The sequence below is a fragment of the uncultured Aliivibrio sp. genome (assembly GCF_946479765.1).
Lineage (GTDB): Bacteria > Pseudomonadota > Gammaproteobacteria > Enterobacterales > Vibrionaceae > Aliivibrio.
This window is the reverse complement of sequence record NZ_CAMLHO010000057.1, coordinates 1-15,795: the sequence shown is the minus strand read 5'-3', so window position 1 is coordinate 15,795 and position 15,795 is coordinate 1. Positions and strand designations below refer to the sequence as shown.

The 15,795-nt window shown below is 38.2% G+C and carries 11 protein-coding genes, 1 pseudogene and 1 riboswitch; of the genes and pseudogenes, 6 read left to right on the top strand and 6 right to left on the bottom strand.

The features are described from left to right. Positions 1–123: 123 nt before the first annotated feature. Positions 124–615, bottom strand: a complete 492-nt coding sequence (locus Q1K78_RS15190) for a DUF1097 domain-containing protein (protein ID WP_300180688.1) — start codon at positions 613–615, stop codon at positions 124–126. A gap of 515 nt (positions 616–1,130) precedes the next feature. Here Q1K78_RS15190 and Q1K78_RS15185 point away from each other — a divergent pair. Both Q1K78_RS15185 and Q1K78_RS15180 read left to right on the top strand, forming a co-directional pair. Further along, positions 1,131–3,776: a beta-N-acetylhexosaminidase gene (locus Q1K78_RS15185; protein ID WP_300180686.1), complete on the top strand. Its 2,646-nt coding sequence runs from the start codon at positions 1,131–1,133 to the stop codon at positions 3,774–3,776. Positions 3,777–3,930: 154 nt separating this feature from the next. Further along, the gene (locus Q1K78_RS15180) at positions 3,931–5,886 is read left to right on the top strand and encodes a CHASE3 domain-containing protein (protein WP_300180684.1); all 1,956 of its coding nucleotides are present in this window, start codon (positions 3,931–3,933) and stop codon (positions 5,884–5,886) included. A gap of 182 nt (positions 5,887–6,068) precedes the next feature. Here Q1K78_RS15180 and Q1K78_RS15175 read toward each other — a convergent pair whose 3' ends face one another. Next, a complete protein-coding gene (locus Q1K78_RS15175) occupies positions 6,069–6,938 on the bottom strand; it encodes a LysR family transcriptional regulator (RefSeq protein WP_300180681.1) in 870 nt (289 codons plus the stop codon). Positions 6,939–7,051: 113 nt separating this feature from the next. Between Q1K78_RS15175 and Q1K78_RS15170 the strand changes: the two genes are divergently transcribed. Further along, complete coding sequence (locus tag Q1K78_RS15170) at positions 7,052–8,245, top strand: MFS transporter (RefSeq protein WP_300180678.1); 1,194 nt, start codon at positions 7,052–7,054, stop codon at positions 8,243–8,245. 29 nt (positions 8,246–8,274) lie between these two features. Here Q1K78_RS15170 and Q1K78_RS15165 read toward each other — a convergent pair whose 3' ends face one another. After that, the gene (locus Q1K78_RS15165; RefSeq protein ID WP_300180675.1) at positions 8,275–9,864 is read right to left on the bottom strand and encodes a diguanylate cyclase; all 1,590 of its coding nucleotides are present in this window, start codon (positions 9,862–9,864) and stop codon (positions 8,275–8,277) included. Positions 9,865–10,164: 300 nt separating this feature from the next. Beyond that, positions 10,165–10,701, bottom strand: a complete 537-nt coding sequence (locus Q1K78_RS15160; protein WP_300180672.1) for a cobalamin adenosyltransferase — start codon at positions 10,699–10,701, stop codon at positions 10,165–10,167. 162 nt (positions 10,702–10,863) lie between these two features. Next, a riboswitch (cobalamin riboswitch) is annotated at positions 10,864–10,931 on the top strand. Between the two features lie 62 nt (positions 10,932–10,993). On the opposite strand from Q1K78_RS15160, the gene Q1K78_RS15155 reads away from it, so the two are divergent. From Q1K78_RS15155 to Q1K78_RS15145, 3 genes are read left to right on the top strand one after another with little or no spacing between them, the layout of a single operon-like run. Continuing rightward, on the top strand, positions 10,994–11,911 hold the full coding sequence (locus Q1K78_RS15155; protein WP_300180669.1) for an ABC transporter substrate-binding protein: 918 nt from the start codon (positions 10,994–10,996) through the stop codon (positions 11,909–11,911). Continuing rightward, complete coding sequence (locus Q1K78_RS15150) at positions 11,911–12,951, top strand: iron ABC transporter permease (protein WP_300180666.1); 1,041 nt, start codon at positions 11,911–11,913, stop codon at positions 12,949–12,951. The genes Q1K78_RS15155 and Q1K78_RS15150 overlap by 1 nt, the downstream gene beginning before the upstream one ends. Beyond that, positions 12,948–13,739, top strand: coding sequence for an ABC transporter ATP-binding protein (locus Q1K78_RS15145; RefSeq protein WP_300180663.1), 792 nt, complete (start codon positions 12,948–12,950; stop codon positions 13,737–13,739). The genes Q1K78_RS15150 and Q1K78_RS15145 overlap by 4 nt, the downstream gene beginning before the upstream one ends. Here Q1K78_RS15145 and Q1K78_RS15140 read toward each other — a convergent pair whose 3' ends face one another. Both Q1K78_RS15140 and Q1K78_RS15135 read right to left on the bottom strand, forming a co-directional pair. After that, positions 13,740–15,110, bottom strand: a complete 1,371-nt coding sequence (locus tag Q1K78_RS15140; RefSeq protein WP_300180660.1) for an L-serine ammonia-lyase — start codon at positions 15,108–15,110, stop codon at positions 13,740–13,742. A 188-nt stretch (positions 15,111–15,298) separates the two neighbouring features. Then, a pseudogene (locus tag Q1K78_RS15135) lies at positions 15,299–15,527 on the bottom strand (transposase); the annotation flags it as partial. Positions 15,528–15,795 lie beyond the last annotated feature (268 nt).

Here is a 15,795-nt window from a genome sequence, read left to right as displayed (position 1 = left end):
AACGCCGGACTGTTAATCCGTATGTCGCTGGTTCAAGTCCAGCAAAGGGAGCCACCTTTGAAAACGCCGCTTGATAGCAATATCAAGCGGCGTTTTTGTATTTATTGCCTAATGAAATTAATGTTACTTATCTGCATTCACTAATCCACTCTTACTGCATTTTTCAGTGTCTAATTTTTCTTTTAACCATAAACCAGATGTCTTCATCACATAAGCAAATACCACACCCAAAACTAGAGATGGAATAACAAGCTGCCAATTACCATTTGAAGCAAAGGTTGCACACGAACCAATAAAGGTTCCAGGAATAAAGCTTAACCAACTCTTCTTTGCTTGTGCGCACATAAAGAAAGCAACAATAGCAGTAATAACATAGCCAATGATCTCTAGGTTTATCATTGAAGAAAGTTTGATTATTACCATTGCCCAAAATACCCCACTAAGATTAGTCGCAATGCTTAACCCTATGCCTTTTATACCATCAGTAGGAGAGGCAAAGTAGGTAGTACAACCAAGAAAGCCAGCCCAACTTAATAGCCCTAAGCTAACAGCTACCCAGCCCCAAAGACCAGAAAGAATGCCTGTAGTAATGGCAATGGCAATTAGTGTACTCATGGTTATACCTATATCGTTTATTTGCTAATCACCTATCATAATGTCTTTAATAACGATTTTTAGTGATTTAAATCTCTTTAACTAATTATTATTACATTGCTCTCTTTTAAAAGTGTGAGAGCAATCGATTACAATTTAATTGCGTGCAGATGTAAACAGAATGATTAAATTTGCATATGACGTTCATATATTTGTAAAACTTTATTTCTGTGTGAATTAAGTGTTTTTAGCTTAAAATATGTATTGTTTGTCTTAAATATTTATTTTGCACCTCAACGACTTAGCTGTTATTGAGTCCTACTTCACATAATGATAATTTTATTTTTAGTGGAACCTCTAGTATGCCGTCCTGTTATATGTTGATGTAAATCCCACTATTTTAATTTATACCGTGAAATATAGAATTAAGTGTGATTCAAAGCATAAATCAGGATTATCTTAATTTTTAAAGTTAAAAAACTTTTGTATTGTAATTCCAGATTTGAAATTTAATTACTCATAACGGAATTGATCTTATGTTTAAAAAAACGCTTTTATCGACCTTTATTCTTGCTGGCTTAGCGGCATGTTCATCAACAACGGCAGAGCAATCAACAGTTAATCAACTAGCTGAAAACCTAGATGTTAATTACACCGTGATTACTAACCAAGGTGCTGATGACGGCCTTGCATGTAAAGAGCTTCAAGCTGAATGGGCATCATGTAACAAAGTAAACATGACCATTACTAACACTGGTGAAGCGGTTGATTCAGCGGATTGGACAATCTATTTCCACAGTATTCGTTTAATTCTAGATGTTGAGAATGACCAATTCAAAATTACTCGTGTAACGGGTGACTTACATAAACTTGAACCAACAGATAAATTTGATGGTTTTGCTGCTGGTGAAGAAGTGATAATTCCACTGGTTGCTGAATATTGGCAGTTATTCGAAACTGACTTTATGCCGGGTGCATTTGTAACGGCTCCAGGTGCAGAAGCTCGTAATATCATTTCTTTAGATACTGAAAACACGGGTGATTACGTAGATGAAATCATTGGTGTTCAACTAAAGCGTACTCTTGCAGATAATAACGTAACAGCAACAGCACATACTCGTTTTGAGAAAAATGCTGATGTAGCAGAAGTAGATGCGTCTTCTCATATTATTCCAACACCTTTAAAAACGACGCTAACTAACAAGACTGTTGATTTAGCAAAAGGTATTTCAATTACAGCTAACGGTATTGATGCAGACCAACTTGCAGCATTAAATCAACGTGCTGAACTTCTGGGTCTAGAAACTACGGGTGAATACCCAGTATCAGTTTCTGTAGATAAGACGCAATTCAAAGATGGCGTATCTGGTGCATACAAACTAGATGTAACTGAAGGCAAAACAACGGTTGTTGCATTTGACCAAGCTGGTGCGTTCTACGGTGTTCAATCTTTACTAGCACTAGTAAGCCTAGATAGCTCAGAAATTCCAACACTAAATGTAGAAGATGCTCCACGTTTTGAATACCGTGGCGTAATGGTTGATGTTGCTCGTAACTTCCACTCAAAAGAAGCGATTCTTGCGACTGTTGACCAAATGGCAGCCTACAAACTTAACAAACTACACCTTCACCTAACGGATGATGAAGGCTGGCGTTTAGAGATCCCTGGTCTTCCTGAACTAACTGATATCGGTGGTAATCGTTGTTTTGATGAGTCAGAAACATCATGTCTACTACCTCAACTAGGCTCAGGTGCAGATTCAGATAACTTTGGTTCTGGTTTCTTCACAACAGAAGATTACCTAGAGATCCTAACGTACGCTAAAAACCGTAACATTGAAGTGATTCCAGAAATCGATATGCCAGCTCACTCACGTGCAGCAGTTATGTCAATGGAAGCGCGTTACGCACGTCTTGCTGCTGAAGGCAAAATGGAAGAAGCGAACCAATACCGCCTGATGGATCCAAAAGACGAATCAAACGTAACAACGGTTCAGTTCTACAACAAACAAAGTTTCATCAACCCATGTTTAGATTCATCTGCAACGTTTGTAGATAAAGTAATCACTGAAGTTGCAGCAATGCACAAAGCGGCTGGTGTTCCTTTATCAACATGGCACTTCGGTGGTGATGAAGCGAAAAACATCAAACTTCACGCGGGTTTCCAAGACATCAACGATGAAGAAAAACTTGCATGGAAAGGTGATTTAGACCTGTCTAAACAAGATTTCCCATTTGCTAAATCGCCACAGTGTCAGTCTTTGATTGCAAGCGGCGAAGTTGCAGATTTCGAACACCTACCAAGTCATTTTGCAGAGCAAGTATCTAAAATTGTTGCAGATAAAGGCATTCCGCACTTCCAAGCGTGGCAAGATGGTCTGAAACACTCTGAAGGTTCAGATGCATTCGCAACTGAATCTGTACGTGCAAATTTCTGGGATACTCTATACTGGGGCGGTGGTGCTTCAGCGTACGAATGGGCTGATAAAGGCTACGACGTAGTTATCTCTAATCCTGATTACGTTTACATGGATTTCCCATACGAAGTTGATGCAAAAGAGCGTGGCTACTACTGGGCAACTCGTGCAACAGATACTCGTAAAATGTTCGGTTTCGCACCAGAAAACCTACCTCAAAATGCAGAAACATCAGTTGACCGTGACGGTAACGGCTTTGAAAGTGCGGGAACAGTAACTCCGAAGAAACCATTCTACGGTATGTCTGCGCAACTTTGGTCTGAAACAGTACGTACTGATGAGCAATATGAGTACATGGTATTCCCACGAGTTATCGCAGCAGCAGAGCGTGCATGGCATGAAGCGTCTTGGGAAAATGAATACAAAGCAGGTGTTAAATACTCTCTAGAAACAAACCTAGTGAATAAGAAAGCACAGCTTACTGATTGGACGAACTTTGCAAACACTATGGGTCAACGTGAGTTAGCGAAGCTTGAAAGAGCGGGTATTGATTACCGTCTACCAATCCCAGGTGCAGAAATTGCAAACGGCGAGCTAAGCATGAACATTTCATTCCCAGGTGTAACGCTACAATACTCTGTTGATGGCGGCAAAACATGGGCTGCATATGACAATGCGAACAAACCAAAAGTAACGGGTGAGGTTCAAATTCGTTCAGCATCATTTACTGGCGAGCGTGTTAGTCGAGTAACTAGCGTTAAATAATTAAGCTAGAAATACATTAGAAACAGTCATTAAATAATCAAACGGCACTTCTTTATAAGAGGTGCCGTTTTTCTTTCATATTGACCTTGGTTTTATTTAATTGACATCCTATGCTTGTTGCGAATATGTTAAAAACAAGGTTATGGTGAATTAAATGGATTTAAATAATATATCGATCAAAGGACGCTTGTTAAGTAGCAACATTATTATCTGCTTATTACTAGTTTTACTCAATGCAGTGGTGTTTACATCAATTTCAACAATGGAGAAAACATCAGAGTGGGTAGAGCATACGGAAGAGGTTATCACCAAGAGCAAAGGTCTTGTTAACTCAATGGTAAACCAAGAAACTGGATTAAGAGGTTTTGCTATTACTGGGGAAAATGATTATTTAGATCCTTATTTTAGTGGGAAGGAAGATTTTCAACAGTATTTACAATCAGCGAAACAGTTAACGTTAGATAACCCTGCTCAACAACAGCGTTTTGATGACGTTGGTGCTCAGGCACAAAGTTGGAGCCATTACGCAGAATCGATTATCACGTTACGAAAAGATATCCGCAGTGGTGAAGGCGTAAATAATCAATTAATTACGTTGATGCAATCGGGTATTGGCAAAGATAAAATGGATGGGCTACGTGCAGAAGTAGATACGCGAAGCTTTGGAATGGTTGGAAATATTATCATCAATGCAATGGTTAATATGGAAACGGGTTTAAGAGGTTACATGCTCAACCGTGAAGAACAGTATTTAGAACCATATTTTAATGGTTTGAAGGTGATTCAAAAGCAGAATCAATTTATAGAAGGCACTGTGTTATCCGATAATGTAAACGGTTGGATAAATGATTATGCAGAAAAAGCCATTGTATTAGTTAATAAATCAAACCAATACAATACGATGTCGGATCTTTATATCGAGCTAAATAAAAAGCAAGGTAAAATCTATATGGATGAACTCCGTAGTAAAGTATCTACAATCATCGATATTGAAATGGGTTTGATGGAACAAAGGAAGTTAGAATCATCTAGTGCTGCCACAATGGCAAATAATATTATTATTTTTGGGAGTATTATTGTTGTTTTACTTGCTCTGATATTTTCTATTATTACCTCTTTTAGTATTACTAAACCGATCTACCAAGCAGTCGCTTACGCTAAACAGTTGTCTGTAGGTGATTTGAATATTGATGTGGGAAAACAAGGTTCTAATGAATCAGGAGTACTGTTACTTACCATTCAAACTGTCTCTAACAACTTAAAAGAGATGATTGGTAATATTGCTGAAACCAGTAATAAGTTAAATGATTCGTCGAATTATTTAACCACTGCTTTAGATAAAACGGGCAATGGCGCTAAAGAGCAAATTAATCGAACAGAGCAGATCTCTGATGCGATGCAACAATTATCGATAGCGGTTCAAGAAGTCTCTCAAAATACGGTGAATGCAGCTCAAGTGGCTACGGATGCTGATGAAGAGGCTCAAGCTGGGTTTAGCGTTATCCAAAATACCATTGAGAAGATTGGTCAATTGGATCAAGAGATAAAACAAACGTCTTCTCAAATATCACACCTTGCTGAAGAAACGAATAATATCGGTAAGATTTTAGAAGTTATCGGAGGAATTGCAGAGCAGACCAACTTACTTGCATTAAATGCCGCGATAGAAGCAGCAAGAGCGGGTGAGCAAGGTCGAGGCTTTGCGGTGGTAGCTGATGAGGTACGAGTTTTGGCCAAACGAACCCAAGAATCAACAACTGAGATCCACACTCTTATTGAGCGAATTCAAAATGGGACAAATGGGGTCGTGAACAGTATGAACCAAAGTACACACTTATTGGTTTCGAGTATTGAATCTGCCAGTAAATCAGGAGAAGCCTTCTCTGCGATTACAGAATCAATAACTAAAATTAATGATATGAATGCACAAAGTGCCAGTGCATCAGAGGAGCAAAGCGTAGCAACGAGTCAAGTGAACGAAAGTATGCATGCGGTGAACGGTATATCACAAGACAATCACACAATTATGATGAATACGGTTAAATCATGCGAAGACCTTACAAAGTTATCTATTGCCCTTAATAACACAGTGAAGCAATTTAAAATGTAATTATTTTAAAATAAAGAGTCCTTATATTTAATTGTATATAAGGACTTTCTTGTTATTTTTGATATTAACTTTCAGGTAACCATGTTTGTTCCAATAGGTTAATGATCCGTCTTTGGTCATCATAATGAGCATAAATGAGGGGGGGGGAATTTAAGGAACTTGTCACAAATTTAGAGGCCGCTCTAGTGATTCTGTTTTACAAAGTCCAAGAAGGTTCTGTCGGCTTTAGAGAGGTAACCGTTCTTTCTCCATGCAATTGAGATATCTAAAAAGATAGGCTCACTAAAAGGAATAGATACAATATCAGGCTCATTTTCTGTGGCTAATTCAAGCAAGGCACTAATGGCGAAATCTCGCTTTACAATTTTTAATATCACAGGTAATAAATTGGTTTCAAAAGAAAAATCGGCAGTTAAATTCTCTTGCTTACAAATGGCATCTAGTCTTTCTCTGTGAAAGTACCCTTGTTTAAACATGACCAACTCTTGAGAGAAAAATTCTTTAAATGACAGCGTTTCTTTTGTTGAAAACTCATGCTCAGGACTTACCACTGCAACCATTTGAGAACGTAATAAATGGTCTGAATCAAGTGCGTCAGGTAAGTCTCTTACTTGAGTAATACCAAGGTCGATCTCCCCATCAAGTAGCATTTTTTGAATTGATTGGGCTCCCGCTTCTACCATAGTGAGTTTTAATTTTGGGTATCGGCTTTTAAAAGCCATCAGGACATCGGGAAAATAATAGGTTCCCATTATGCTTGGTACGCCTAATCGAACTTCTCCCTTTTCTAGTCCCCTTAATTCCTTCATGGCTAAGGTCGCATCATCTAACTGTTGTAGGATTAGTTTTGCGTGAGTAAGTAATACTTCACCTTCGTGGGTTAGCGCTATTTTTCGTTCATTACGACGGAAGAGTTCAAGTTCTAATTGGTTTTCTAATTTCTTGATGGCAACACTAAGAGCGGGTTGGGCAATATGCAAAGCTTTGGCTGCATGAGTGATATTTTGGTGCTCGGCAACCGCAACAAAATACTTCAGTAATCTTGTATCCATTTTAATAACCCGCCATAACTAAAAACTATCAAATCAATAATTATTATATATTTTCATTATTTCAATGAACTTGCTACTGTTTTGATATTGTTTTCCTGATGATGATCACTGAGATGATTGAATTTCGTAGTCGAGCCTATTACCAAGTGAGTGCCGCACTGGCTTTTGGATCGTTTTTGGTCTTTTGTAATTTGTATTTATTCCAGCCTATACTGCCTGTTTTAGCGGATCATTTTTCGGTTTCTGCAACTCAAATCAATTGGTTATTAGCCGCAGGTACATTCACTCTCGCTTTAATGTTATTACCTTGGGCTATTGCTTCTGAAATGATAGGTAGGCGTAGAGTGTTGCTCATTAGCTTATTCTTATTGCCTGTTATTGGTTTGACGTCATTACTTACTGACAATCTACTGTTACTTATCATCAGTCGTGCATTAATGGGTTTTGCTTTGGCGGGATTTGCGGCGGTGGCGGTGGCCTACATGGCGGAAGAGTTTTCGGTAAAGGCATTCAGCCATGCAATTGGGGCTTATATTAGTGCTAATTCATTAGGTGGGATATCTGGTCGTATTTTTGGAGGCATGATTACGGATCATTTTGATTGGCAGACTGCCGTTATTAGTATGGCAATTCTTAGTTTAATGGGTGCCATAGTGGTCGCTTTCGTCCTTCCTAAAGAAACGCAATCAGCCCTTAAAGTGCTACAACTTTCGCAGTATCATCGAGTTATTTTTCAACATCTTAGGAATAAAAAAATCTTGTACGCTATGTTGATTGGAGGGGTGAATTTTGCTTTGTTTGTTAATCTATATACAGTGACTGGTTTTCGCTTAGTTAGTGCGCCGTATATGTTGCCGATTAGTATCGCCTCAATGATTTTCCTCTGTTATTTATCCGGCACTGTCAGCTCTCGGTTAGTAGGGATATGGTGTCAACATTTTAGTTCGGTATCAGGGATGTTTGTGGGATCGTTATTAAGTTTAGTGGGAATGCTAATTGCAAGCAATGAATCATTACTTATGATTATCATAGGCTTGAATGTGCTTAGTTTTGGTGCTTTTTTTACTCATTCTTTGGCTTATGGTTGGGTTAGTCAACAAGCGGAAACCGCAAAATCTACAGCAACGGCGTTATATTTAGTTCATTACTATCTCAGCGGTAGTTTAGGTGGTTTTTATTTAATGTATTGTTGGCAGGATGGAGGATGGGAAAGAGTGATATTAGGCGCTGGTGTATTATATGGCGTTATCTTTTGGTTGTGTTGGCGTTTATATCATTACGCCCAGACCAAAGTGGAATGGGCGTAGAAAAGCGTTATTGAGAGCTTAATGGACTCTTAAAGAGTGAATATTTTAAAGCCATTTTTTCCTGAACGTTTTATATCATACATAGCCGAATCTGCATTATGCATAAGATCATTGATGCAATTTCCATGTTCAGGAAAGAATGCCACGCCAATACTAGTACTTAGTTGATAAGGCATGTCTTCTAGCATGAATGGTTCATTCGTATTTTCAATAAATTGTTCAACTTGGGTGATGGCAGACTGTGTGTCCGTTAAGTCATACATGAGTACGGCAAATTCATCACCGCCAAGGCGACCTACATAAGCATTAGTTGAAAAAGCACTGTACAGGTTTTTAGCGATAGCTTTTAATGCTAAGTCACCAGCACTGTGACCAAAGTTATCATTCAGATCTTTAAAATTATCCAGATCGATATAGATTAGAGCCAGTTTTGTTTGCTCTTTTCGTGCACTCTGCATTTTCCAATGAAACAGTTTGTTAAAGTAACCACGGTTAATTAGACTAGTTAAGCTATCGTGTTGAGCTAGTTTTTTAATTGCGTCATGGTTGATTCTTTTTCTGAGTAGTAATTGTGTAATTAGTAAAGAAACAAGCAGTGAAAAGCTTAATAGACTAAGGGTAATGAGTAATTCACTTTTATTAATATTATCGATATTCCAAATTGGTGCATTTGGAACAAAAGTGATTAGGCGCCAACATGAATCCTTATTTATAATCGAAATATTTTTATCTTCTTCTAGATTTTCAGGATACGAAAAAACAGAATCGAACGTTAAAATTCCTGAATCAATGACGAATTGACCTTTTGTTCGATCTTTGAAGCAACGATAAGTTTTTGGGTAAATTGCAGAGTATTTTTTCTCTGGGGATTCACCAAACATAAATGCGAATTCAAGCTCTGGTCTTTTATCATGAACAAGGAAATAGTCTTCACTATTAATAAGCATGTGATGATTTTTTTGTACTAATGAGAAGATTTTTAAACCATCAAGTAAGTTATCAGCTAAATAATTTAGAATGACAACACCTTGTTTTATATTCTTATCATCAAATACAGGTGTTACTAGGCGGATCATTGGCTTATGTGGTATTTCTATTTCACCATGTTCAATATTTAAATCAAGAATAGAGATATAAATCTCTCCATTTTTTAGCTGTAAACTATCTTGTAAATAATATCTATCGCTCTTGTTTTGGAGTTCATTTTTGGGAACAATTGTTGGTATACCGCTATTGTAATTAATACGAATAACTTCATTGCCATTTAAATCAAGGTAACGAAGTTGATCATAAAGCCCTTTTCGAAAGCTTAAAGCAAGTGTACTTAATTCTGCTAACTTGATTAGTTTTTTATCATGCTTTTTGTATGCTTTATTAATTTTAATAAAGTCAGAAAGCAAAAGTAAATCTTGTCCAATGTTATTTAAGGTAATAGCGACATATTGTTTTTGTGCGGTAATTAGTGCACGCTGCTCTGTTTTTATCTTATTGATATATAATGTGTTTTCTGATTTTTTGTAAAAGTAAAAAATAGAAAATAAAAATAGAAATAAACACAAAAATAAACCGATAAAGCGTGGTAAAAAAAATAGCGCATTAGGCTTGTTAAAACTTATCACTTCATTTAACCTTAAGTTAACCAAGAAAAACCATTATGTTATTGAATTCTTTGTAAGGCATCTTTGATTGCTGCCATTAATTTGGCGGACTTTATATTATATGGGTGATTCTATCAATGTAATAGAAGATAAAATTGAAATGAAATTGACCTAAATCGTATTAATATTAGAAATTAAATACTAAGGAGGTTTAGTTTGTGTCGTTATGTCTGTTATTTAACGTAGATTCACATTTTGAAACTATTTAATAACTAGTATGTCGCTATTTATTAACGACACTACTTTGTGAATTGTTAACGCTTACTTTGGCATTGGGTAATTAATACTGACGTATTCAGGCTCTTCTATTCCTGCTTCTTGGTTTAATACTCGTGTTAACACAAAATAATAATTAGCTAATACATTGGCAAAACGAGGCAGGGTTTCTGGTATTTTTTTAGTGGTTAATTTATCGACCTGAACGAGTGCTCGAACCACTTTTTTACTTAGACTACGGCATTGATGTAGTTGGATCACTGGACCAGTCCCTCTTGGAAGGACAAAGCGTTTTCCTTTATCTTCTACTTGTTCTTTAAACGCGAGCATTTCGGCGAGCAATTCTTGTACGTCTTCCTCAAAAATACCGCATTTTCCACGTATTGAACCATTTAGATGAAATATCTTTGGTTGTAAACGCTCCAAAGATGCTCTTACTTGGGGGTGAGTGATTTGAGACAATGCCAAACCCGTATAGGCACATAGCTCATCGGTTAATATCTCAAAATCACATAGTGGGCTGTCTTCAAAAATGAAAGGGTATGAAAGTTCACCAACCACACCTGATGCTTTTAGCGCCATAATTAAATCACTTAGTTATCCATAATAATTGAATGTACTTTATCACGTCTAGTTTAGGATTGATTATCCTTTTCTTACTATGGCTTAGCTCTAATAAAAAATGGTTTGAAAGTATAAAGATAGAATATATAGCGACAGCAAAGTACAATACCGCCCATCTTCGGAATACGGTGAAAGTCCGTAACGGGCGCGCCACTGTGAGAATACTTAAGTGTATTCAAGTCAGATACGAAGATCATGGTTTACAATGATGTAAGCCGTTTAATTAGGTACGCGATTTACAGGAGTTGCCATGCACTGGCCGGCGTTTAAGTCTTTTTTTATTATTTTTTCTTTATTCTTATCTGTATCTTCACTGGCAAATACGGTGTATCCACTTTCTTTGATTGATGGTCTTGGCAACAAGGTAACCATAAAGAAAGAACCTCAAAAAATCTCATCCAAAACCCTATTCACAGATGCGGTGTTATTAGAATTGGTGGATGACAGTTCACTATCGAGCTTAACTGATTTAGCCAATAATCCTAATTATTCTGCCGTGAAAGATATTCTTCCTACATCGGTGCCACTATTGGCGTTGAATGTAGAAATGATTATCGCAAATCGCCCTGATATTGTATTTGCTGCCAATTGGAGTGATGCATCAAAATTGGCGATTATTGAAAGTGCAGGTATTCCGGTTTATCGAATTCAAACACCTAAAACGATTGCAGAGATCGACGCTGAGATCTTACGTGTTGGCGAGATAGTTAACAAAAGCGAAGCGGCTAAAAAAGTCGTTGCCAAAATGAAAGCGCGATTAGCTCAAGATGTGATTAAGCCAAAACAAAGATTAACAGCGTTAGATTACAACCCTTGGGGGACCTCTAGCGGGCAAGACTCCACATGGGATGAAGTATTAAAGCAAGCAGATCTAGATAATGCGATTGAAGGGCTAGTGAGTGATAAATACGGACAAGTGCCAGTATCAAAAGAAATGGTGATTGTGCTTAATCCGGATGTGTTGTTTATTCCCGCTTGGGTTTATGGCGATGACAATGGAGCAGAGCAGTTCAAGCAAGAAGTGATGTCTGATCCGTCATTGCAATCGGTCACTGCAATTAAAGAAGGGCGTGTGTATCAAATGCCTCATGTATTAAGAAGCGTTTATAGTCAGTACATTATTGATGCTGTTCTTTTTGTTAACCATTCTGCCTATAAGAAATTGTAATGCCTTTTTATCGTTTAACGTCATTTCAAATATTGCTTTCAGTTAGCTTATTTATAGGGCTATTTTTCACTTACCTAAGTGTCGGTGCTGTTCATATTCCAATTGTAGACATACTTGCTATGTTTAAAAGCTATGTGCTCGATGGTAGTGAGTTGGCTGCGAAAGATCATCCTTTGGCATCTGCCATTGTGTTGCATATTCGATTACCAAGAGCCTGTGCTGCGATATTAGCAGGTGGATCATTGGCATTGGCAGGTGCATGTACGCAAGGGCTATTTAAAAATCCATTAGCTAGTCCTGATGTGTTGGGGGTGAGTTCTGGTAGTAGTTTTGGTGCGGTAATTGCGATAGTGACGGGTTTTTCATTTATGAACCCAATGTGGCTACCGATTTTTACTACGGTGGGAGCATTGGCGGCGTCAGCGTTTATTTATGTACTGGCTTCTCGTAGCTCTTCTTCGCAAATTTTGTTTTTGATCTTAACGGGCTTGGCGCTGTCGAGTTTACTGGGTGGAGCTCGAATGGGCTTGTTATTAATGGCTCAACAATACGAAGTCAGTCAGTTTGTATTCTGGGCAATGGGCGGTTTAGATGGTCGTATGTGGCAGCATTTATTATGGCCAACGCCCGTTATTATTATCGTTTCAATCTTATTATTAAAAGAAAGTAGAGCCTTGAACCTGTTGGCTTTGGGTGAAGAAAGCGCACACGGCATGGGGTTGAACGTAAAACAAACTCGATTCAAACTATTGATGTTTGCTACCTTACTTACCGCGATGTCGATAGCGATTGCCGGACCAATTGGATTTATTGGTTTGATGGTGCCACATTTGGTGCGTTTATTGGTTGGTCCTGCACATGAAAAACTGTTGCCATTTTCTGCTATTTTTGGTGTTATTTTCTTACTTGTATGTGACTTGTTAGGCCGTTGGGTTATCGCACCAAATGAATTGAAAGCGGGGATAATTACGTCATTTATTGGTGGTTGTTACTTTATTGGTTTAATTATTCGATTCCAAAGAAAAGGGCGTTTAGCATGATGAATTCAACAGAGGCGCTACTAAACGTATCAAACCTAAGTTATCAAGTTGGTTCAAAAGCGCTATTAAAAAACATTTCTTTTTCTGTGAATGCAGGGGAGTTAGTTGGGGTTATTGGCCCTAATGGTGCAGGTAAAAGTACCTTAATGAAATGCATCAGTGGTTTTCAAGTCTATTCTCAGGGTGATATATCAATTAAAGGCGAATCGCTATCTAGTCTTTCTCATATTGAGCGTGCCTTAAGCATGAGTTACTTACCCCAATACAGCGAAGCAGCCTTTCCATTCAGTGTCATGGAAACTATTGGTTTAGGGTTTCATGCGAAGCAACAGAAAGAGCTTATCTCTAAAGCCATAATTGAAGAACAAAGCCAAGCCGCGTTAGAAAGAGTAGGGATTGGGCATTTACATAATCGAACAGTGACTGATTTATCTGGTGGTGAAAAACAGTTAGTACACTTTGCGCGATCGTTAGTGCAGGGAACGTCATTAATGTTGCTTGATGAGCCAACGGCCAGTTTAGATATAGGACATGAATCGCAGTTAATGAATGTGCTTCATAAAGAATGCAAAAACGGAAAGTCAGCCTTGGTTGCTATTCATAATCTTAATACAGCCGCAGAATTTTGTGATCGCCTAATCTTGATTAACCAAGGTGAAGTGATGGCAGAAGGCAAACCAAATGAGGTATTGAGTGAAGAGAATATTCGAACGTTATATCAAGACTTAGTCATGGTGTCACACCATGCAGTAACAGGGAACACAATCGTATCCCCTTATAAAAAATAGCTACTCACACGGTGGTGCCATGTGAATTAACGCTAAACCGCCGAGAGATGTTTCTCGGTATTTACGGTTCATGTCTTTACCTGTTTGGTACATGGTGTCGATCACTTTATCTAATGAGATAAGACACTTACTCGTGCGCTTTAACGCCATACGAGACGCATTAATCGCCTTCATTGAACCCATTGCATTACGTTCAATACAAGGGACTTGAACAAGGCCACCAATTGGGTCACACGTCATACCTAACGAATGTTCCATCGCAATTTCAGCCGCCATACAAATCTGCTCATTACTGCCACCGCGAAGTGCGGTTAAGCCAGCCGCCGCCATTGATGATGAAACACCAACCTCGCCCTGACAACCCACTTCAGCGCCAGAAATAGACGCATTGGTTTTGTATAAGATACCAATCGCACCAGATACCGCTAAGAAATCTTTCAGTTGCTTGGTGTCTAGTTCTTTAATGAAACGATGGTAATACATCAACACACCCGGAATAACACCCGCCGCACCATTGGTTGGGGATGTTACTACTTGGCCACCCGCTGCATTTTCTTCACTTACCGCAAAGGCAAATAAGTTAATCCAATCCATGATTTCCATTGGATCGTTTTCAATTGAAGCGTTGGCTTCTAGCTTTTTCAATAATGCAGGTGCACGGCGAACCACGTTTAAGCCGCCATCAAGAATGCCTTCGGTTTGGAAACCGCGTTCCATACACAGTGACATTACTTTCCAGATCTGATCAGCTTTAGCATCAATAGTTTCCATTGGTTGGAAGGCGATTTCATTACGTAGAATAAAACTACCTAAACTTAGGCCTTGTTTTTCGGCTTTTTCTAGCATCTCATCAGCTGATTTGAATGGGAATTCAACGTCAACATCAGCGGTGCTTTTGCCATTAGTGAGTTCATCTGCGGTTGCAATAAAACCGCCACCCACAGAGTAATAAGTCTCGATGGCAAGTTGTTGGTCTGCGGCATCAAAGATTGAAATCGTCATGCCATTTTCGTGCAATGGCAAGTTGGTTTTATGAAAAATCATGTCAGTTTCATAATTAAAGGTGATTTCATGATCGCTGGCAACGGTAAGTACTTTGTCTTCAATGGCTTTTTTCATCGCCAAATTTGCGCTAGTAATCTTGATGGTGTCGGGGCTGTTGCCTAATAAGCCTAAAATGGTCGCGCGATCGGTGTGGTGGCCGATACCCGTCAGCGAGAGCGATCCATATAAATCAACTTGAACACGAGTTACTTGCTTTAAATGAGGTTGAATTAGTTGAGTAAAGTTATACCCAGCAATCATAGGACCGTTTGTGTGTGAGCTAGATGGCCCAACACCAATTTTGTAGATATCAAAGATAGACAGCATAAGACATTACCTATTTACAAAAGTGCAGCAAAACCAAGAATGTAGAGAGTGAGCGTCATTTACAGGTGTTGCTATTATAATTATTAAGTTTAGTTGTTTTGTCGAATTGTGCTTGGGATGGCAAATCCCAAGCACTAACGACTAGAACTTGGGATTAAGGGGGTAAAACGTAACATAAATTAATCTGGTTACCACCGAGTCTCAACTAGTTTAAGGAACCGTTCTGGAATCGGTGCAGTATAAACACTTGAATACATAAGCTGGTAAAGTATCTTTTCAAGATTAAAGCGCCTATTGAACTTAAAAGAAAGCTCACCTAAATAACGAGGTAGATGTTTCTTTTTTTATAGTATGTTAAGTTCCATGCATTGAATTTTTCACATTATTAATTATGGTATTGACCCTCTGAAAGTTGTAATGGTCATTTACGGTATTGATCTTCAGTGCCTAATTGTGCAATAAACCCATGAATTAAAATACTTTTTTTGAAATGTAACTTTATTTTTAACCATGATAGCTACCTCATTATTTATTTCACTCTAAGTGTAGTCTAATTTAAGCGAAATTTGAGAGATAATCAGATAAAGTTAAGATTAATCCCCTTTATAACGGCATTTTTTAAATTTTTCTTGATTACCACCGAGACTCAGCCAGCTTAAGCAACCGCTCTGGCATCGGTGCAGTT

What these genes read in the sequence shown, in the direction of transcription:
- Q1K78_RS15145 (WP_300180663.1), top strand. Translation starts at nt 12,948, where the DNA reads ATGATGAATTCAACAGAGGCGCTACTAAACGTATCAAACCTAAGTTAT.
- Q1K78_RS15155 (WP_300180669.1), top strand. Translation starts at nt 10,994, where the DNA reads ATGCACTGGCCGGCGTTTAAGTCTTTTTTTATTATTTTTTCTTTATTC.
- Q1K78_RS15180 (WP_300180684.1), top strand. Translation starts at nt 3,931, where the DNA reads ATGGATTTAAATAATATATCGATCAAAGGACGCTTGTTAAGTAGCAAC.
- Q1K78_RS15160 (WP_300180672.1), bottom strand. Translation starts at nt 10,701, where the DNA reads ATGGCGCTAAAAGCATCAGGTGTGGTTGGTGAACTTTCATACCCTTTC.
- Q1K78_RS15185 (WP_300180686.1), top strand. Translation starts at nt 1,131, where the DNA reads ATGTTTAAAAAAACGCTTTTATCGACCTTTATTCTTGCTGGCTTAGCG.
- Q1K78_RS15140 (WP_300180660.1), bottom strand. Translation starts at nt 15,110, where the DNA reads ATGCTGTCTATCTTTGATATCTACAAAATTGGTGTTGGGCCATCTAGC.
- Q1K78_RS15150 (WP_300180666.1), top strand. Translation starts at nt 11,911, where the DNA reads ATGCCTTTTTATCGTTTAACGTCATTTCAAATATTGCTTTCAGTTAGC.
- Q1K78_RS15170 (WP_300180678.1), top strand. Translation starts at nt 7,052, where the DNA reads ATGATTGAATTTCGTAGTCGAGCCTATTACCAAGTGAGTGCCGCACTG.
- Q1K78_RS15190 (WP_300180688.1), bottom strand. Translation starts at nt 615, where the DNA reads ATGAGTACACTAATTGCCATTGCCATTACTACAGGCATTCTTTCTGGT.
- Q1K78_RS15175 (WP_300180681.1), bottom strand. Translation starts at nt 6,938, where the DNA reads ATGGATACAAGATTACTGAAGTATTTTGTTGCGGTTGCCGAGCACCAA.